Source organism: Pseudocalidococcus azoricus BACA0444, from assembly GCF_031729055.1.
GTDB classification, from domain to species: Bacteria; Cyanobacteriota; Cyanobacteriia; order Thermosynechococcales; family Thermosynechococcaceae; genus Pseudocalidococcus; species Pseudocalidococcus azoricus.
The window spans coordinates 222,141-241,610 of sequence record NZ_JAVMIP010000001.1; the positions used below are offsets into that span (position 1 = coordinate 222,141).

Consider the following 19,470-nt stretch of genomic DNA (forward strand, 5'->3'; position numbering starts at 1 on the left):
TAAGACAACTAAAAATTATCCCAGTCCCAGGCCTGGCCTTTTCTGCTAAAGGAAGGATCCCTATCCTAGTGGTCAAAGATATTCTCAAACCCCGCTAAATCCAATTCGATGAGGGTGGGTAAAGCGGTAAAACAGGCCTGGGCCAGACTCCAACGTGATTCCCGTTCAAGCATGGCCTGAAGTTGGGCCTGGGCGGCTAGGAGATAGCGGACATCATTGGCGGCATAGCGGAGTTGGGCTTCAGATAAATTTGCCGCATTACCCCAATCAGAACTCTGGGAGCTTTTATCCAGTTCAACCCCTGTCAGGTCTAAAACCAATTCTTTGAGACCGTGGCGGGGGCTGTAGGTCCGGGCCAGTTTGCTGGCAATTTTAGTACAGAAAATTGGCGCGACCCTAATCCCTAATTGGTGCTGCAAAATCCCCAAATCAAACCGGGCAAAATGGAACACTTTTGTACTGTTAGGGGCTTCGAGAAGGTGTTTTAAGAGGGGAGCTTGAGTTTGTCCCCGGCTAATCCGAATCACCGCCACTTGGCCTTGGGGATCGCAAATTTGCACAAGGCATAACCGATCGCGGCTGGGCTTTAATCCCATGGTTTCTGTGTCAATGGCTAAACGGTCGGCCGGGCGGAATTGCTCAAAGCTGGCCGGGGATAAATCTTGATCGAAAATAGTCAAGGGAAAATCCATATCCATCAAATATACAGCAACGTTAGCTAAAAACCGACCTGACTTTTTATAGATAAATCTTGAGGTAGGAAAACTGAAAATCATGAATAGAAATAAATAGAAGTTAAGAAATTCTGCATTTTGAAACTCTCTGTTTACAGAATGTGATTATCCCTTAAGGCCTGGGGAGATTTAGGGGCACAACCGCTAAGAGATGGACGTTTCCGCCTAAGATGAGGGGAAAGCTAGCTAGGTTCTGAGCATTAAATTTCTTGGCAATGCTTAAAGAATCTACCCTTCAATTCTCCTCTGCTTGACCGCCCCCTCATCCAAAAGTAAGACCCCTATGGCTATTGGCTACCTTGCCCTTGTCCTCCATGCCCATTTACCCTTTGTCCGTCACCCCGAAAGTGATTACGTCTTAGAGGAAGAGTGGCTATTTGAGGCGATTACGGAAACCTATATCCCTCTCTTGTGGATGTTTGAGGGGCTAAAGCGGGACGGGGTAGATTTCAAAATTACGATGAGCATGACACCGCCCTTGGTTTCCATGTTGCGGGATGAATTACTCCAAGATCGCTATGATGCCCATCTGGCCCAGTTAGAAGAGTTAGCAGAGTTAGAAGTTGAGCGCAATCAATACAACGGGCATATTCGTTACTTAGCCGAGCATTATGTTCAAGAATTTAATCGGGTTCGCAACACTTGGGAAGACTATGGGCGGGATTTAGTTAAAGCCTTTAAGCAATTCCAAGACAGCAACAATCTGGAAATTATTACCTGCGGGGCGACCCATGGTTATTTCCCGTTAATGAAGATGTACCCCCAGGCCGTGTGGGCCCAAATCAAGGTGGCCTGTGAGCATTATGAGGAAAATTTTGGCCGGCCGCCGAAGGGGATTTGGTTACCGGAATGTGCCTATTACGAAGGGGTAGAACGCCAGTTAGCTGATGCGGGTTTACGATATTTTCTGATTGATGGTCACGGGGTTTTATACGCCCGCCCGCGGCCCCGCTTTGGTACCTATGCCCCCATCTTCACAGAAACAGGTGTGGCAGCCTTTGGCCGGGATCATGAATCTTCACAACAAGTCTGGTCGTCTGAGGTGGGCTATCCAGGGGCGGCGGAATATCGGGAATTTTATAAGGATTTGGGTTGGGAAGCGGAATACGAATACATTAAGCCCTACATCATGCCCAATGGTCAACGGAAAAATACCGGGATTAAATATCACAAAATTACGGGGCGGGGCCTGGGACTAAGTGATAAGGCCCTTTACGATCCCTACTGGGCTAAGGAAAAGGCGGCCGAACACGCTGAAAATTTCATGTTTAATCGGGGTCAACAAGTCCGTCACTTGGCCCAGATGATGCAACGGCCGCCGATTGTGGTCTCTCCTTACGATGCAGAATTGTATGGTCACTGGTGGTATGAGGGGCCTTGGTTCCTGGATTTCTTATTCCGTAAATCCTGGTTTGATCAAGATACTTTTGCGATGACTCATTTGGCGGATTACTTAAGAACCCATCCCACTCAGCAGGTCTGTCGGCCCTCTCAATCCAGTTGGGGTTACAAAGGTTTCCATGAATATTGGCTGAATGAAACAAATACTTGGATTTACCCCCACCTCCATAAAGCCGCGGAACGGATGATTGAGTTGGCCAAGGTCGAGGCCTGGGATGAACTGAGTTGGCGAGCCTTAAATCAAGCGGCCCGGGAACTCCTCTTAGCTCAATCCTCTGACTGGGCCTTCATTATGCGGACTGGAACCATGGTGCCCTATGCAGTGCGGCGAACTCGCTCTCACTTAACCCGATTCCACAAACTCCATGATGATATTCGGGAGCAGAAAATTGATTCTGGTTGGTTGGAAAAAGTTGAGGCAATTGATAATATTTTCCCAAGTATTAACTATCGCGTTTATCGTCCCCTCTAAACTATTTATCTGCATCTGAATCAAAAAGTCTCTCTAGCGGAAAGTTATAATCTGGATAAACAAATTCACAACAGGAGGCAGGTTTGAGATGCTAGAGCCAATATTTTCTGGTGTTACGCTTTTTAGCCAATTTTTGACCCAGGCCCAGGATGAAGCCCGTCGCCATCACGAAGAACGAATGAAAGAACTCTCAATTATTGCCGATTCCAAATTGCGGGATCAGTTAGCATCTCAACTCTTGATGGATAAAATGTTAGCTCCCATTGAACACGCCCAACACCAAATTCAAGATGCCGCCAAGCACGCTCAATGGATGGCAGAAGCAATTAGTTATTACTATCATGATCATGGATTAACAGAAGAACAGGGACTAGAAATTAGTCAACAATTCCGGTTATTAGCCGTTGAACTTGTGGAAGCAAACTCCCTTGCTAGTCTTAAAGTGGTTTACAACGCCATCACCTTATTTCTCAATCAAATTGGTTGTTTTAAACACCCTGATAGAAACTATTCGATTTCTCGGGAGGTTAGGCATGGTATCCTCGATAGACTAAATTCTTGCATTGGTAATTATGAAAATTTTCGCCACCGTGCAACCCTTTTAGCTAATTTTAATCTTCCTTCGCCTCAACTCTCGCATTCTCCAACTCATGTATTGTCTCCAGAATTGGATTTTTAACCCCATGTAAAATTTATGGACGATCAAGCAACATGAATCCATGAAAGTGACTTTATCCTTACATAGTCATTGCTGCCAAAACTGATATACTCAAACGACTGCCTGTAATAGTTTTAGGTCTTCTCCTGTTCCATTCCTAAGTGAAGTAACTATAACGTTGGGTTCAGAAAAACTAAGGCAATGCCACCCACCGCTAAGATTGCCCCCAGGCCTGCCCGGATGGTAATCGGTTCTTTAAGAATGGGGGCCAACAGCAAAATAAATAAGGGACTGGTGGAACTCAGGGTTTGAGCAATGCCAGCCGAGACAAATTTTAAGGAAATCTGCTGCAACCAAATGCCCAAATAAGTCCCAGCCAAGGCTGCCAAAACCAAAATCATACAGGCCTGAAGATTCAATGCATAGCTTGGCATATTTGCAGCAGGATCATTCCCCCGCCGAGCACCTCCCTTGAGTTGCCAAAATCCCTCTAACCAGGCCCCCAACTTTCCTTGACTCCCGCCTAATATCACCAGGAAAAGCACCCCAGCAAAAATCCGCAGTAGAGCAGCATAGAGGGGATCAAATTCAGTGTCTAAAAATGCCATCCGTGCCAAAATAACTCCCCCGGCCTGGGCAAGATTAGAACCCATGACAGCGATTAGACCTAGTTTTGATAATTGAGCACTGGGGGCAGTCGGAGTCGAATTAGAGGGGGTGCGCTCGCTAATCACAATCGTAATTCCACCCAATGTAATTATTGTTCCAATTACAGTGAAGTGGGGGATTGTTTCGTTCAAAAAGCAAAATGCTAATAATAGGGTGATTAATGGCGAAAGCGTACACAATAAGAGCGTAATCCTGGCTCCCAACTCCCTTAAGGCAACAAAGTAAGCCGTATCTCCCAGGCCAATACCCAAAAAACCACTGACTAGCAATAATCCCACTGCTTGGGGGGACTCCTGGATTGGGAAAATTGGCAACCCCAAAACCGTCAGTAAAATTAACCCCAAGGCAACCAGACCCTTAGCCAGGTTTAATCCTAGGGCGGGAATAGTCTGGCCCAAATACCGATAGCCCACAGATGCAGCAGCCCACAGAGCCGCACTACTCAATGCTGCGAGTTGCCCCAGCCAAAAATCTTGATTCATGGATTCCCAACTTAACGGTATCGTCTGACGCAAACAGTTCTAGGGGGATAGGCAACCTCTAAAGCCTTGCAGAGCCAGCATTTTCTAACTTGTCTGATCTAATCCTAAAAGGCTAATGCTCAATTCCATGGCTCTGGCTGTTGAGGCTGATAAAATTGTCGGAACTCTTGTTTAACTTAGTTGGATTTTTTGATCAATAATTGGCTATTTTTATGGATCTCCGTGGGCATAAAATCGATAGTTAAAATTGCTTTTTTAAGTCCATGAACATTATGGCTAAAATTGCTCTGTTTTGTTGCTGATGGATCATGTTCTGCTTGATAGTGAACCCCAATAATAATATCTATGCACAAATTAAGATATTGATCTTCAGCTATGATCAATATCCATAACTTGGATTCAGAACTTTAGGAACTATCTCAGTCGATCAAAAAACATTGACCTCAGATAAATTCATATAGTCAATTAAAAACAATTAACAAATCAATTAAAAGACCAGTCATTGCTCCGATTACTGCTTCAATTGAGAACTCAAGCAGCTAATCGAAAGTTCAAATAATATCAATCTTAACAGTTGGACACAAAAGGCCACCATATTAAGTTTTTTGATTTATGCCCCATGATTAGAATTAGGTTTCTATTAGTTTTTAAGCATAATTTATACTGTGAGTATCATAATTTCTGACACTTGATGCCACGCCCCTATTACCCATCCCTTTATCAAATTAACACCCGTGTTTGGCTCCAGGCCCTGAGCCAGGATCTGGGACATCCGGCAACTTTGGATCATGTTCCTGACAGCCTCCTCGACACCTGGGCCAAATGGGGTTTTGATTGGCTGTGGTGTTTAAGTGTTTGGGAAACAAGCCCGACTAGCCAGCAGGTTTCCCAGACATTTCCGGCCTGGCAAACAGAATTTCAAGCAGTGTTACCGGATTTAGGGGCCGCAGATATTTGTGGTTCTGGGTTTGCAATCCAGGCCTATGACGTTGCACCGAGATTAGGTGGCAATGGGGCCCTGCAACGATTTCGCCAACGTCTCGCTGACCGGGGCCTGAAATTAATGTTGGATTTTGTGCCGAATCATGTTGGGCTGGATCATCCTTGGCTACAGAACCATCCTGAATATTTTATTGCTGGTACAGTCGCCGACCTGGAAAGCCAACCCCAAAGTTATTACCATTTACCCGATGAATTAGGCGGTGGAATTTATGCCTACGGGCGAGATACCTACGTTCCCGACTGGCCTGATACTTTACAACTCAATTACACTGAACCAGGCCTGGTGGCGGCCATGACTGAGGAATTGGTGAAAATCTCCGCTCTGTGTGATGGGGTGCGCTGTGATGTGGCGATGCTGGTCTTGCCGGATGTCTTTGCTCGCACCTGGGGAAGGGAGGCCCAATCCTTTTGGCCAGAGGCCATTGCCAAGGTACAGGCAGCCCAACCCGGATTTTGTTTTTTGGCAGAAGTTTATTGGGATTTGGAGTGGCGGCTCCATGAGGCTGGTTTTGATTACACCTACGATAAACAACTCTATGATCGGCTGCGTTCCCACCAGGTTCGTCCCGTGCGTGAACATTTATCCAGAGAAGTAAAATTCCATAACCAAGCGGTGCGTTTTTTAGAAAACCATGATGAACAGCGGGCGGCGGTGACGTTTTCCTTTGAAGTTCACCAAGCAGCAGCAATCATTACCTATTTAACCCCTGGACTCCGATTTTTCTATGATGGCCAATTACAAGGCTATCCCCATCGCATCTCGCCCCATCTTGGTCGTCAACCCCAGGCCCCGGTAAATGCCAGTATCGAAGCCTTTTATCAACAACTTTTGGCAGTCCTACAACAAAAAATCCTCAGAACCGGGGCTTGGCAATTATTAACCTGTCGTCCGGCCTGGTCTGAGAATGGCAGTTGGGATAATTTCTTGGCCTGGGCCTGGACAGATGATCAAAATTGGTTACTGGTTGTTGTCAACTATGCCCCCTATGCCAGCCAGTGCTATGTGGATCTACCTTGGCCAGAGTTAGCGGGTGAGTCGTGGTGGTTGCAGGATCAACTGAGTGCCGCTGGTTATGAACGCCAGGGAGATGAGCTACGCCAAAGAGGTTTGTATCTGGATATCCCGGCCTGGGGCTATCACCTCTTTGAATTTGGCCAGGTTTGAGGCCACTGAGTCTTGGCAAAGTCTACAAATTTGAAAAGCTTTTTACCTAAAGTCTGCCCAAGTTCTGGCACCACCAGGCCCCGGGGAAAAAAGATCGTGCCCAAGACGATCAACAGCCCAAAAATCATTAATCGTCCCTCTTGGAGGAGTTGCCCCAACCACAACGGTAGTCCTGAAATCCCCGCCAGGCCCCGCAGTAGTTCTGGTAAAGCGGTAAACACCATCCCGCCGATCACAGGCCCCATAAATGTTCGATTACCGCCAATGAGCACTGCCGTTAAATAAATCACCCCAGCATCAAAGGTTCCCTGTCTTGCATTCCAAGTATTCAGGAAATGGGCACTGATCACTCCTACCAGGCCAGCCAAGATCGCCCCCAAGGTAAAGGCTAAAACTTTGTAATAGGTTGGGTTAATTCCCACAGTACTGGCGGCTAATTCATCGGAACGGATGGCCATCAACGCCCGGCCGGGACGAATTTTTTCCAGGCGATAGAGAGAAATCATGCTTAAGACCAGTAGGGGCAATGTTAGCCAAAGATATTCAATTGGGGTTTGAAAGGGTTGTGGAATCCCAAAAATCCCTACCGCTCCACCGGTAATCTCCAGGCCCAAGGCCAAAATCCGCAGGACTTCCACAAAGGCAATAGTGGCAATGGCTAGATAAATGCCCCGTAACCGTAAAGTCGGAACTCCGATAACAATCCCCAGCCCCCCACTCACCACAGCACCAACTAGCAGTTCTAGACCAATCCAGCCCAGGGGATACAGCCCCCCAGAATTTGGCAGGATGCGGGTTGAGAAAATCGCGGCAATGTAGCCCCCCAAGGCATAGAAGCCGGGACTGGCGAGAGATAACTGCCCGGCCATGAGGGGAATATACAGGGATAAGCCCAGTAACGCCCCGAGGGTCATAGATACCAATAAAAAGCCGTAGGTCTCTAAGAGCAATTTTTTGATTCCTAAAATACTATGTCTTGCGGAAATGATATAAGATCTGGTTAAAAACCTGGCAGAGTTATGGGGACAATCCCAGAGATAGCTTGCCCTGGTTATTGCCCCTCTCCCTTGCTCTCCTGTAAGACTATTAGACTAGGATAACTCTGTGACCAAAACTAATTGGGATTACCTCCTTGCTTCAGATCCGGCAGTTACGGCAATTTTGGATCGGGAACTTCACCGGCAACAAAACCACTTGGAATTGATTGCTAGCGAAAACTTCACCTCCGCCGCCGTCATGGCCGCCCAAGGCTCAGTGTTAACTAATAAATATGCCGAAGGGTTGCCGGGAAAACGCTATTACGGCGGTTGTGACTATATTGATCAAGTTGAGCAGTTGGCCATCGAGCGGGCCAAAGAACTGTTCGGAGCAGCCCATGCCAATGTACAACCCCATTCCGGTGCCCAGGCCAACTTTGCGGTCTTTTTAGCTCTCCTCAACCCTGGCGATACGATCTTAGGGATGGATTTATCCCACGGTGGACATTTAACCCACGGCTCGCCGGTCAATGTTTCCGGGAAATGGTTCAACGTGATCCACTACGGGGTAAGTCCAGACACCGAGCAATTAGATTTTGAGCAGATTCGGACATTAGCACTGGCGCACAAACCAAAATTAATCATTTGTGGTTATTCTGCCTATCCACGGGTGATTCCATTTGAGAAATTCCGGGCCATTGCTGATGAAGTTGGTGCTTATTTACTGGCAGATATGGCCCACATTGCTGGCCTGGTGGCCTCTGGACATCACCCCAATCCAGTCCCAATTTGCGATGTCGTCACAACCACTACCCATAAAACCCTGCGCGGGCCAAGGGGCGGCTTAATTCTGACCAAAGATGCAGAACTGGGTAAGAAATTTGATAAGGCGGTCTTTCCCGGAACCCAGGGTGGCCCCCTTGAGCACGTCATTGCCGCCAAAGCGGTGGCCTTTGGAGAAGCCCTCAAGCCCGACTTCAAAGCCTACTCAGCCCAAGTCATCCGCAATGCCCAGGCCCTAGCCAGTGGTTTACAAGCGCGCAACTTACGAATTGTTTCCGGGGGAACAGATAATCATCTCCTCCTAATTGATTTACGCTCTGTGGGGTTAACAGGCAAAGTCGCCGATCAACTCATGGCCGACATCAACATCACCACCAACAAAAACACAATCCCCTTTGATCCGGCCTCCCCTTTTGTCACCAGTGGCCTTCGGTTGGGTTCGCCGGCCTTAACCACCAGGGGCATGACGGAAATTGAATTCCGGGAAATTGCCGAAATTATTGCTGACCGTTTACAACACCCTGAGGATGAAACCATTGCCCAGGCCTGTCGTGATCGGGTAGCCCAACTCTGTAGCAAATTTCCCCTCTATCCCCACTTGTCAATACCAGCCCCCCTACTCGTTTAAGGTGACCTATTTCCTTTCATCTCAGGCCTGGTTCATTGCTCAACTTTTTCCAGAAAATTTAGTCCAGGCCTGGGGGTGAGATTTTAGCCCTGTCGGTGGTTTAAGAGATGGGATTAGATGGACTGTACCAAGCCTAAACGGGACTGAGCCGCACAACCATATCGTTAAAGTCAAAGTCACTAGTGCTGCCACCGGGTAAGTCCTCGATCCCAAAAACCCCATCTCCAAATAAGCGGAAGTGGGCTTGGTTGCCAGGATTTGCATTGCTACCGATGAAGAAGATGTTGCCTTGGGATGTTTCCAGGAAGGGGGCATAGTAGCCAGCGGTTTGAATCGCTAAATTTTGGGTGATATCAAATTTATCCCCTGTGCCTCCCCCTATGAGGGTAAAGTTTAGGGCATTTTCCTTGAGGGCATTGCGAAATTCAGCGGTATCTGCGGCCACCACACCCCCGACCCGCTTTTGTCCAGTCAAGGGATCAAGCTCTAGGGGGGCCCACTTGAGGGTATTAGTGAGGGCGCAACTACCCGAAGCTCCAATTTGGATGGTTGAGTTGGCCTGGAAAAAGTAAATCGGTTGATCCTGTTGTAGTTGGGCCGTAGCAAGCCAGTTCATAGAGCTGAGGGTATGGGTAAGTTTGCCCTGGAGAATGAATTCTTCGGTACTTAAGAAGGCAACATCCTCTTCACCATCCGCCACAACTTTGTTATCAACAGGCAAATCTTCAATCACCGTGCCATCACCGGCGAGAACAGCAAGACGTAAAAACTGTCCAGTGCGTAAATAGACTGAGGCTTGGCCTTCTTGTATTAAGGTGCCATTGTCCGTGACCACAACTCCAATTTTGGCTAAGGTGGCTTCGGTGAGGGTAACAGTGCCGCCAACTTTCGTTTGATCCCGACTGATTAATTCTCCAGCGGCGTTGGTAGCGTAGAGCACAAAGGTAGAATTGTCAGATTTTTGCCAACTGTCAATCGTTATATTCAACCATTGCCCAGATGCCGTGGAGCCTGACGGGGGGACAAGGGTCAACCCTGGAGAACTGGCCTGGAACTGAAGGTTAGTGGTTTGATTAACAGTAAATGTGGTGCTGTAGCTACTGCTGAGATTTCCGGCATAACCTACGGTTAAAGAGTTACCTTGAGGATCTGTCAGGGCCTGGGTGAAGTTAATGGTGTAGGTTCCGTTGGGCAGCGGCGTGGAGGGATTGGTTTTGACGGCCCACTGTCCATCAATGTCGGACTGGAAGGGTAGCGGGGTGATGCCATTGGGGGCGTTGATAAATTGAATATTCCCCGACGCTAAAGCAAAGGTTTTGTTGTTAGTCCCAGAAAGGTTACTAATGAATGCACCTGGGAGAGTATAGACACCACCAAGGGAATTGGGGCCACCTAACCAACTAAAAGTGAGATCGCCTGAGGTTAATGGGGTGGCCAGGGTGTAATTGGCGGGGCTTGGGGCTGTGGTACTGTAGTCGCTGGGTAAGACATAGCTGGTGCTGTTTTGTATCCAGACGATAGGGGCCCAGGGTTGGGACAAGTTAGGGTTGTTGCCTAAGACCGAGCTATTGTAATCCCAGAGTTGGGGCGGAAGTTGCGGCGCGCTACTGGCAATTGGGGTGAGGGTGAGGGCGTTGAGGTAGTTGCCATAGACCATGTTTGAATTACTAGGGGTGGTTGGTGATGTCCCAAAATCGCTGCTGGTCAAGGCAGATTGGGTATAGGGGACTGAGGCGGCCAGGTTATTTGCGGCGGCAGTGGGGCTTTGAGTCAGGGGAAAATAACGCTGTTGAATTTGTTGCCCTGATCCGGAGCCGACTGTGGCGTTGTAGTAGTTGCCATCACCAGTTAGGAAGAACTTGGTTTCATAGAGAGGTTTTTGATCCTGATCAAGGAATTTAAGAGTATAACCTGTGGTTCCGGCTGCATTGGGTAGGGGAAAGTTGACAAGGTTAAATACACCATTGGGTTGGCTGGCCTGGTTGTAGCTGGGGTTTGGCTGGCCTGGGATATATTGATAGTTGCCCCACCCTTGAAACGTCTCGGCTGTCCCGGTAAAGCGGCCATCGGAGGACTGCAAGCTGACAAATTTAATCTGATCCGAATTCAGACTAATCATCTGGCCGCTAAAGTCAACGGTTACGCCGAAGCTGGAGAAGTTATTGGCCGCAGGTGGCGTGGCAAAGCTGGTTGTGGGTAATTGGGATGGGGCCGGTTGGACTGGGGGTTGATAGCCATTCCAGGCAAAGTTACCGAAGCTTGTGCTGATGTCGGTGCTGGGGGGTGTTGTACCGGTGGGTAGATTATTAATATCTAACAGAGAAACATAGATGGCATTATCGGTATTGGCTTCACCCACAGTTAAAAGCGGCGCACCCAGGCCAAGGCTTTTTTCCAAATTGTCGGTATAGTTACCGCCGTAGCTGTTGCTGTTGTTGGCAAAGAGTTTAGAGTAGGGATCAAAGAAGCCCGCGGTAGTGTTGCTAAAGGCTTTGGGTGTGCCATCCGCGTTAAAGAAAGACCAGAAGTTTGAATTGTTAAATACAGCCGTATTTTGGACTGAATCATTTTGCCGCCAATACCCCGCCACAAACCCCGTCGCTAAGTTGGCAAAGACTGGCCCCCACTGATTATTTGAGCCAGTATTGATCGTGGTGCTAGTGGTGGCTGCGTTGGGCGTGCTACCAGAGGGAAATTGAGTGGTGTAATTGTAGGGGGTATTGTTGGCGTAGTCGCTCAGGCTGGCATAGACCGAATAGGTTCCGTTAGTGGCAATAATACTGTTTTCTAAGTTTGTAGTGCTAATGGCCAGAATCCCTTGGACTTGACTCACGCCAGCATTGGTGATCTGGGTGCCAGGAATCAGAACAACATTTTGCTTAGTGGAGTCGTAGTAAATTTGATAGTTATAAAATCCACCATTATGCCAAATCTGCTGACCAGCATCATCACTCGGAGCTCCATTGAAATAGCCTGAAATGGAGTAGGGAGATTCGGTGGAGATGCTGTTGCCGGTAGGTAATGCCGGGAGCCAACTAATAAAGTCGTTGACGTAGGTTTGAAAGCTGCCATAGACCTCAGTGGGATAGTCGGGGGTGGTGATGGTAACAGTTAGGCTTGGGGCATTACTGCCAGTGCTTGTGTATTCGATCGGCGCGCCCCCCAGGGAATCAGAAACCTGTAAGACCCCGGTGGAATTGTTGTAGCTGAGGACATAGTAGTTGGTGTTCGGTTTCAGAGGATCGGGGAGGGTACCGCCAGTGTTTTGGGCGAATTGGACGATCTGGTTGGGGTAGTAATTGAGATTTTTGGCGACGGTAATTTCTGTGGTGCTGGCAGCAGGGAGAGATATCCAAGCAAAGCTTTGATTTGAAAAGGGTGTGGTGGTGGGAGAGGCTGCAATCAGAAAGTTTCCGGCGGCATCTTTAAACACATTTGAGCCATTGGGCACCAGGCCTTGGAGGGCTTCTACCCAGTTTTGTTGATTCGGCGAGGCTTGAAACCCGCTCTGATTACCGCTGGTGGTATTGCCGGGAACCCACATCCGCATTGGAATACTAAACCAGTTGACTGAGGTGAGGTTAGCCGCGTCAAAGGGGGAGTTGGAGAAGGTAAATTCAAAGGAGTCGAGATTGACTTGGTAAAACAGGGCGTTGGCAAAACTAAAAAGACCTTCATCGTATTCCCCGGAACTGTTTTGAAAGGCGTTGGTGGTTTTCCAATCGAGTTGGCCGGAGAGCGCAATATAGGCCTTGCCCCCAATAAAGGTTTGCCCAGGCCCCCCAAAAGAAAGCCCGTCTATAGCAGTGCCACTGGAATTAACGAGATTCCCTTGGGCATTGGCGTAGATTTCCGTAGATTGGGGCGAATTATTACTAAAAACAACCGCAATTCCCACTTGGGCAACACCATTTTGAATGGCACTGAGGGGGGACTGGTTGTACAGTCGTTGAAGCAAGGACTGCTGGGCATTGAGAAAAATGGTGTTGGTGGGGGATGCCATGGTTGAAAGTCTCTAGTAGGGGAAGCAGGGAGAACTAACAATAGGAGTGAAAAACCATGATTTTGCTTGCACTTGGGTTGACTGCTTTACAGTGATCTTCTATGTCTATTGACCACCTAGCTCAAAACTCTTGCACGATACCAGAATTGTCATAAAGATTACAGTTGTCTTAATATCTCAACATAACTAAGATCGGGATTTAAAAAGTTTACCCAGACCTTTCGGAAGCAACTGTCCCAACTCTGTAGCAAATTTCCCCTCTATCCCCACTTGTCTGCACCACAACCAGTGTTAGCCTAAGAGGTGTTTAAGGTGTTTAAGGTGTTTACTACTCACCCACCGTCTTAATCCGTTCTCAATCCCCTGAATCGGATGCCCTATCACCTCATTGCGTTTATTGCTTCTTGCCTGGTGGTTCTCTGGGTTACGCCCTTTGTCCAAACCATAGGCTTAAAAATTGGCTGTGTGGATAACCCCAATGCCCGCAAAGTCCATGCCCAGCCGATGGTGCGTTTAGGGGGGGTAGCCATTTTTTTGGGGAATCTCGTCGCGCTCCTCTTGGTTTGGAATGCTGGGGGGTTTGGCTGGTTGCCGACCTCGGAGGAATACCGAATTTGGGGGGTAACGGTTGGGGGAATTGTCTTTTTCCTGATTGGCCTGGCGGACGACCTGTTTACCTTACCTGCCTTGGTTCGACTAGTGGCTCAATTCGTGGCGGCCAGTTTGGTTTGGGTGGCAGGGGTGCGAATTGAAAACTTTTCAATGCCATTTTTAGGCACGGTCACTTTAGGGGCCTTAAGCTTACCCCTGACGACCATCTGGTTAGTAGGCATGACCAACGCGATGAATTTTATTGATGGCTTAGATGGCCTGGCGGCGGGGGTAGCGGCGATTGCGGCGGCGGTCATGCTGTTTGTGAGTGTCTTTCTGAACCAACCAGCAGCGGGCCTGTTAGCGGCGGCCTTGGCAGGGGGTGCGTTGGGGTTTCTGCGGTATAACTTTAATCCAGCCAAGATTTTTATGGGGGATGGTGGGGCCTACTTTATGGGCTTTACCCTGGCCGGAATTGGCGTAATTGGCCTGGTGAAGGGGGTGACAACGGTGGCAGTGGCTTTGCCCTTTTTAATCCTGGCAGTGCCGATTATTGATACCTCCACGGTGGTGATTGAACGACTCCGGCGCGGGCTTTCTCCTTTTCAACCGGATAAACGTCATTTACACCATCGCCTCTTAAAAGCCGGTCTATCTCAGCGGGGAACCGTTCTGTTTATTTATGCTTTAACCCTTTGGGTCGGCAGCTTGGCCTTGGGCTTTGCGGGGATTCCCAGTGGTTGGGGCTATGCCATTGGAGCTTCCCTGTTAATGATTTATGCGGTTTGGATGGTTTGGCAACGGACAAGGGGCCTGGGGGACGAATGACGGCATTGGGCTGGCAGCAAAGTGCGGAAATTCTCTGTATTGGCACAGAACTGCTTTTAGGGGAAGTGGTCAATACCAATGCCAATTATCTCGCGGCTGAATTGGCCCGCTTGGGGATACCCCACTACTACCAAACTGTAGTTGGCGATAACCCAACACGGATTAAACAAGCCATTGCCATTGCCTGTGAACGGGCGCGATTGTTGATCTTCACTGGGGGCCTGGGGCCGACCCCAGATGATTTAACGACTGAAACCATCGCCGATTTTTTTGAAACACCCCTGATTGAACGCCCTGAAATTATTGCCGATTTAGACCAGAAATTTGCCCAGCGGGGTGGTTATAGCCCCAGTAATCGGAAACAAGCCCTTTTACCCAGCGGGGCTGAGATCCTTCCCAATCCAACGGGAACTGCCCCAGGCCTGATCTGGCAACCCCGGCCGGGTTTAACCTTAATGACTTTCCCCGGTGTGCCCTCGGAAATGAAAGCCATGTGGCAGCAGACCGCAGTTCCCTATTTACAGGCCCAGGGGTGGGGACAAGAGATGATCTACAGTCGGGTCTTACGGTTTTGGGGCATCCCGGAGTCCGTATTGGCAGAAAAAGTTGCGGCCCAAATTGCCTTAGCTAATCCGACAGTAGCCCCCTATGCCGGAGAAGGAGAGGCGCGTTTACGCATTACAACGAAAGCAAAGTCGGAAATAGAAGCCAATCAACTGATTCAGCCCATTGAACAGCAAATTCGGAACATCACCGGCCTGGACTGTTACGGTACAGACAATGACACATTGGCCGCAGTGGTGGGGAAGCTATTACTGGCCCGACAACAAACCCTAGGGGTAGCTGAGTCCTGCACGGGTGGGGGCCTAGGGGCCATGTTGACAACCCTGCCAGGGAGTTCTGCCTATTTTCTGGGTGGAGTGATCTCCTATGCCAATGCGATTAAAATCAATGTCCTGGGTGTGGATGGGGATGTGCTGGCCAAAGCAGGGGCTGTCAGTGCCATAGTGGCTGGTCAAATGGCCCAAGGAGGCAAGGAACTTCTCGGTAGTGATTGGGCCTTGAGTATTACTGGAATTGCTGGGCCAGGGGGCGGATCAGAACTAAAGCCTGTGGGTTTGGTGTTTATTGGCCTGGCGGGGCCGGAGAATTTCCTCGAAACCTTTGAATATCGGTTTAGTTCCCAACGCGGCCGTGATTGGATTCGTTCCCTCAGTAGCCGGGCAGCACTGGATAAACTCCGCCGTCAGTTGTTAAGGGGGTCTTAAGCAGATTGGGATATATGCCCCTTAAAAGCTCTGATAACTGCGGCCCCGCCAAGATTTAGGTTGTTGCATTGATGATTGGATAATTCGCCAGACTGCCAAGGTATCGGCCAAAGGAGATAGCCATAATAACCCCTGGCCCGGGCCGGGAAGATAGGAACCGGATACCGCAGCAACCATTCCCCAACGCATCGCCAGCAATCCCAGGTTCAGGGCTAAGAGAATATCCAAGGTGAGCCACTCAACGCCACCCATTTTCAAGCCCAGGCCCATCAGACTCATAATTAACGGCAAACCCTGAACAGCGGTCAAAAACCAGAGATCGCCCCAGAGTTGCCCCCTTGGTGTTGCGTCTTTTAAGTCCAAGGAACGGCCCCACTCTTGCCACGTTTCCCCCAGGCCCTCATACATCCGCACTTGAATTAAGTTTTTCCCATCCCGAAATGCCACCTTTGCCCCTACAGCTACACAGGCCCGGACTAAACTGACATCATCACAAAAGGACTGTTGGGCGCAGGTATAGCCATTCAGTTGTGTTAAGAGCGACCGCCGAATTAGTAAACATTGCCCATTGGTGAGGGCCCGCTCTGGTTGGGTTTCCACCTTGGCTGCGGCCCCAAAGCGATAAATGAGGGTCATCAACAGGGCCGGCTGCAACCACCATTCCCCCGGATATTTGAGAATAAAGCGCGGTGATAGGCCGATGACATCTAGGTTTTCAGCTCTGGCAGTTTGGACTAAACTTGCAACTAACCCGGTCTGGGGACGAATATCCGCGTCAATCCCTAAAATCCATTCTGAATCAGGACTACTGAACAAATAGCCATTATGCAAGGCCCAGGGCCGTCCCACCCAATCAGCGGGCAAGGGAGGATCATGTTTGAGTCTGATGCGAGGATCCTTGGCTTGAGCGGCCTTAACCAGCGCATCTGTCCCATCTTGGGAGTGACTGTCCACAACCAAAATTTCGCGAACTTCATAGCCCTGACGACTTAAACCCGCTAAGCAAGGCCCCAGACGTAGAACCTCATTGAGGGTCGGAACAACAATAGTAACTTGGGCTAAATCTTCGGGTTGGGATAAGGCGGGCTTGAGGGGGGCCGGACGGCGGATTCCTGGTAATAGGCGTGCCAAAAGAATCAAGAAAGCTGGAACCTGGAGGAGTAAGATCACGGCCAGGCCTGGGGCAAGTAAATATAGGAAGTTGGGGTTGGGCAATGGTTTAAAAATCTAAGCGTTATTTGGAGGCCAGCGTCACAGGTAAGCTGGGGGTGGATTCGTTTAAGGAGCCTGACGGAACTGGCCCAGAACTAACTAAGGGAGCCTTAACCCACAAGACAATCACGGGCAGAACACCCACGACTAAGCCAATAACAGTCGGAATAATAAATCGCTGATCCAGAGATGTCAGGGTAATCACCGCTCCAAAGGCAAAGTTGACTAAGTAAACAATTAAGGGCAACACCAACTGGGCCTGGGTAATGATGATCGGCTTTGAACGCCAAAAGACCATCCCCACAGCCATAAACACGGCTCCAGTCCCCGTCCAACCCAAGATGTTGCGATAGGGCATGCCAAAAAAGGCCCCCACCTCTTGAAACTGCCAGAAGGGGATCGAGGTTTGGCTCATGGCAGGATCTAAAACAAAGTCCCAGGCCGTCAGAAGTACCGCCGCTAAGCCCACTGTCCCAATTGTCGCCAATACCCCAGCCAATTTCCCGCCCATTAGGGGCCTCGAAATGAGACCAGAGTAGGCAAGGACAAAGGTGGCCAGGCCCATATAAAACCACGACAGGGGAATCGTAAAGGGGACTAAGCCCGCAATCTTATAGCCCAGGCCACTGAGGTAGCCATAATGGCCAAAGGGAAAACCAGTGCTAGTGCCTAAGAGTTCACTACCCAGGGAAATACCCACGGCTGGAATTAAAAAAGTCCAGAGTTTACTGGCCCCAAAATGTCGATAGGCGTGGAGGGCAATGGCGGCGGCTCCAAAAACAATGTAAACCACTCCCCCTGTGCCCATACTCAGTTGAAAAAGCTGCTGTCCCCAACTTGGTAAGGACAAAATAAATTCAGGATGGGGGACAACCAAGAGCAAACCCGCCAGGCCAAAGGTCATTGAGAGGACATGGGTGATCAGGCAAATCCGTTCAGCAATTACGAGGGGCTTCATAGGGCGAATTCCACAAAGGGCGGCAGGCAGTTAAAGGCCGTTGCCAGAAATTTTAGTCTCTCATTAGTGTAGCGGCAATGTTTACAAATGTTTATAACTATCCCTGCTAATCTGGCCTGACTCAGGAAGCAAAATGAGGGGGGGTATAATGCCGGCTCCATTCCCAAGGCACAAAACTGCTCCGTCTTTTCGGCCATTGGTTGTCCGTCCCTGTCGGGATCAATAACTTCGGCTGGGGTAGAAACTGGCATCAACGGCCCCCAGGTTAAACTTAATTTTGCTGCTATTGCCTGTCTCACCTGTGCATGAGTGATGAGGCCATTGCCGTTAGATGGTTTGATAGAGGTGAGTTGGAACTGTCGGGAGTGGTGGGGATGGGGACTGGATTGGGAATTGTCTTATGGGCTGTGGTGGCAGTGATCCTGTTGATTGCCCTCGGCCTGGAATGGAAGTATCGGACGCGGGCCGCCAACCCCCTGGAAATTATTCCGACAACTTGGCAGTTAGAAATTTATGAACCCCATTATTACAAGCTAACGGGGGAAATCGGCCTGAGTAACCCCTCGGCGGGCATCGAGGTGATGGTGACGGATCTCCAGGCCAGGGTTCTGCTTTTGTCCGGGGGCAGCACCCAAGCTCTGAGTTCTTTAATCACCGTTACCCCCAACCATCCCGATGCTGAAGCCCGTCCCGATGGCTATTGGTTTGCCTATATTGTCAAATCCCAAAAACAAACCCAAGCCCAACTCACCCTTGATATTACGGGCCCCGATCTCACGGCCCTAAAGGCGGCCTGGGTGAAGGTTGACTATGTGGTCTATGGCCCCCACGGCCGGGAAGAGCGCACCCACCATGACGTGATTCCCTTAGCCTTTCCCAGTAGCGAAATGTCCCGGAATTGGCGACCCGTAGCCCAAGGGGATGTGTTACCGATTCATACCCATTTACTGACCCCTCTGGATAACCCAACTGAAATTGTCAAACGCTATGTCATGCCCCATGCCCAGGCCGGCGATATTGTCACCATTGGCGAAACTCCGGTGGCCATCATGCAAAGTCGTTGGTTTGATCCGGCCCAGTTAAAACCCGGTTGGGTGGCGCGGCGGGTCTGTCAGTTTTTCTTGCCCACCTCTAGTTTGGCCTCGGCCTGTGGAATGCAAGCCTTAGTGGAAGTTGTCGGCCCCACCCGAGTCCTGTTGGCCTTTTTGGGTGGTTCGGTTGCCAAGCTCTTTGGCCATGCGGGCGGTTTTTATCAGTTAGCTGGAGACCAGGCCCGCTTAATTGATGATGTCACTGGCACCTTACCCCCCTACGATCAATTTATTGTCCTTGGCCCGGCCAATCCCCAGGCCGTAGTTGAGCAAATTAAAGCGGAAACTGGACTCGAAGCAGCAATTGTGGATGTCAATGACTTGCAGCGGGTCAAGGTATTGGCCAAAACCAGCGGGGCATCGGAGGAATTTTTACAATCAGCCTTGCGGGCCAATCCAGCCGGAAATGCCGATGAACAAACCCCAGTCGTCCTGTTACGGCCCACCGCCTCGGAAGCGCAACTTTAGCCTGCCCATGGAGACTGTGTCGGTCAAAGCCTGAGCAAGTTCATTATCCTAAAACAGGGCCGGGAGAAATCATCAGAGGC

The 19,470-nt window shown here is 49.5% G+C and carries 13 protein-coding genes; 7 read left to right on the forward strand and 6 right to left on the reverse strand.

Annotation, left to right across the window (positions count from 1 at the left end; all coding sequences use genetic code 11):
• Window positions 1-65: 65 nt before the first annotated feature.
• Window positions 66-698, reverse strand: a complete 633-nt coding sequence (locus RIF25_RS01075; protein ID WP_407682269.1) for a ribonuclease D — start codon at window positions 696-698, stop codon at window positions 66-68.
• A 319-nt stretch (window positions 699-1,017) separates the two neighbouring features.
• On the opposite strand from RIF25_RS01075, the gene RIF25_RS01080 reads away from it, so the two are divergent.
• The gene (locus RIF25_RS01080) at window positions 1,018-2,607 is read left to right on the forward strand and encodes a glycoside hydrolase family 57 protein (protein ID WP_322876721.1); all 1,590 of its coding nucleotides are present in this window, start codon (window positions 1,018-1,020) and stop codon (window positions 2,605-2,607) included.
• Window positions 2,608-2,740: 133 nt separating this feature from the next.
• On the forward strand, window positions 2,741-3,286 hold the full coding sequence (locus RIF25_RS01085; protein ID WP_322876722.1) for a hypothetical protein: 546 nt from the start codon (window positions 2,741-2,743) through the stop codon (window positions 3,284-3,286).
• Between the two features lie 149 nt (window positions 3,287-3,435).
• On the opposite strand, the gene RIF25_RS01090 is transcribed toward RIF25_RS01085, so the two are convergent.
• Window positions 3,436-4,416 (reverse strand): DMT family transporter, encoded by a 981-nt coding sequence (locus RIF25_RS01090; RefSeq protein ID WP_322876723.1) that lies wholly within the window; start codon window positions 4,414-4,416, stop codon window positions 3,436-3,438.
• Between the two features lie 691 nt (window positions 4,417-5,107).
• Here RIF25_RS01090 and RIF25_RS01095 point away from each other — a divergent pair.
• On the forward strand, window positions 5,108-6,583 hold the full coding sequence (locus RIF25_RS01095) for an alpha-amylase family glycosyl hydrolase (protein WP_322876724.1): 1,476 nt from the start codon (window positions 5,108-5,110) through the stop codon (window positions 6,581-6,583).
• On the opposite strand, the gene RIF25_RS01100 is transcribed toward RIF25_RS01095, so the two are convergent.
• Window positions 6,556-7,497, reverse strand: coding sequence for a branched-chain amino acid ABC transporter permease (locus tag RIF25_RS01100; protein WP_407682292.1), 942 nt, complete (start codon window positions 7,495-7,497; stop codon window positions 6,556-6,558). The genes RIF25_RS01095 and RIF25_RS01100 overlap by 28 nt on opposite strands.
• 190 nt (window positions 7,498-7,687) lie before the next feature.
• On the opposite strand from RIF25_RS01100, the gene glyA reads away from it, so the two are divergent.
• Window positions 7,688-8,971, forward strand: coding sequence for a serine hydroxymethyltransferase (gene glyA / locus RIF25_RS01105; RefSeq protein ID WP_322876726.1), 1,284 nt, complete (start codon window positions 7,688-7,690; stop codon window positions 8,969-8,971).
• Window positions 8,972-9,104: 133 nt separating this feature from the next.
• Here the strand turns inward: glyA and RIF25_RS01110 are convergent, their stop codons facing one another.
• Window positions 9,105-12,974, reverse strand: a complete 3,870-nt coding sequence (locus RIF25_RS01110; protein ID WP_322876727.1) for a DUF4114 domain-containing protein — start codon at window positions 12,972-12,974, stop codon at window positions 9,105-9,107.
• 372 nt (window positions 12,975-13,346) lie between these two features.
• Between RIF25_RS01110 and RIF25_RS01115 the strand changes: the two genes are divergently transcribed.
• On the forward strand, window positions 13,347-14,393 hold the full coding sequence (locus RIF25_RS01115) for a glycosyltransferase family 4 protein (protein WP_322876728.1): 1,047 nt from the start codon (window positions 13,347-13,349) through the stop codon (window positions 14,391-14,393).
• Window positions 14,390-15,661, forward strand: coding sequence for a competence/damage-inducible protein A (locus RIF25_RS01120; protein WP_407682293.1), 1,272 nt, complete (start codon window positions 14,390-14,392; stop codon window positions 15,659-15,661). Before RIF25_RS01115 ends, RIF25_RS01120 begins: the two co-directional genes overlap by 4 nt.
• Before the next feature lie 21 nt (window positions 15,662-15,682).
• On the opposite strand, the gene RIF25_RS01125 is transcribed toward RIF25_RS01120, so the two are convergent.
• Window positions 15,683-16,876, reverse strand: coding sequence for a glycosyltransferase (locus RIF25_RS01125; RefSeq protein ID WP_322876730.1), 1,194 nt, complete (start codon window positions 16,874-16,876; stop codon window positions 15,683-15,685).
• A 19-nt stretch (window positions 16,877-16,895) separates the two neighbouring features.
• Window positions 16,896-17,831 (reverse strand): gamma-carotene 1'-hydroxylase CruF, encoded by a 936-nt coding sequence (gene cruF / locus RIF25_RS01130; protein ID WP_322876731.1) that lies wholly within the window; start codon window positions 17,829-17,831, stop codon window positions 16,896-16,898.
• A gap of 305 nt (window positions 17,832-18,136) precedes the next feature.
• On the opposite strand from cruF, the gene RIF25_RS01135 reads away from it, so the two are divergent.
• Window positions 18,137-19,390, forward strand: coding sequence for a F420-0:Gamma-glutamyl ligase (locus tag RIF25_RS01135; protein ID WP_322876732.1), 1,254 nt, complete (start codon window positions 18,137-18,139; stop codon window positions 19,388-19,390).
• Window positions 19,391-19,470 lie beyond the last annotated feature (80 nt).

Coding starts and splice junctions, on each gene's coding strand:
- RIF25_RS01075 (WP_407682269.1), bottom strand. CDS start 698: ATGGATATGGATTTTCCCTTGACTATTTTCGATCAAGATTTATCCCCG.
- RIF25_RS01080 (WP_322876721.1), top strand. CDS start 1,018: ATGGCTATTGGCTACCTTGCCCTTGTCCTCCATGCCCATTTACCCTTT.
- RIF25_RS01090 (WP_322876723.1), bottom strand. CDS start 4,416: ATGAATCAAGATTTTTGGCTGGGGCAACTCGCAGCATTGAGTAGTGCG.
- RIF25_RS01095 (WP_322876724.1), top strand. CDS start 5,108: ATGCCACGCCCCTATTACCCATCCCTTTATCAAATTAACACCCGTGTT.
- RIF25_RS01100 (WP_407682292.1), bottom strand. CDS start 7,497: ATGACCCTCGGGGCGTTACTGGGCTTATCCCTGTATATTCCCCTCATG.
- RIF25_RS01110 (WP_322876727.1), bottom strand. CDS start 12,974: ATGGCATCCCCCACCAACACCATTTTTCTCAATGCCCAGCAGTCCTTG.
- RIF25_RS01115 (WP_322876728.1), top strand. CDS start 13,347: ATGCCCTATCACCTCATTGCGTTTATTGCTTCTTGCCTGGTGGTTCTC.
- RIF25_RS01120 (WP_407682293.1), top strand. CDS start 14,390: ATGACGGCATTGGGCTGGCAGCAAAGTGCGGAAATTCTCTGTATTGGC.
- cruF (WP_322876731.1), bottom strand. CDS start 17,831: ATGAAGCCCCTCGTAATTGCTGAACGGATTTGCCTGATCACCCATGTC.
- RIF25_RS01135 (WP_322876732.1), top strand. CDS start 18,137: ATGAGTGATGAGGCCATTGCCGTTAGATGGTTTGATAGAGGTGAGTTG.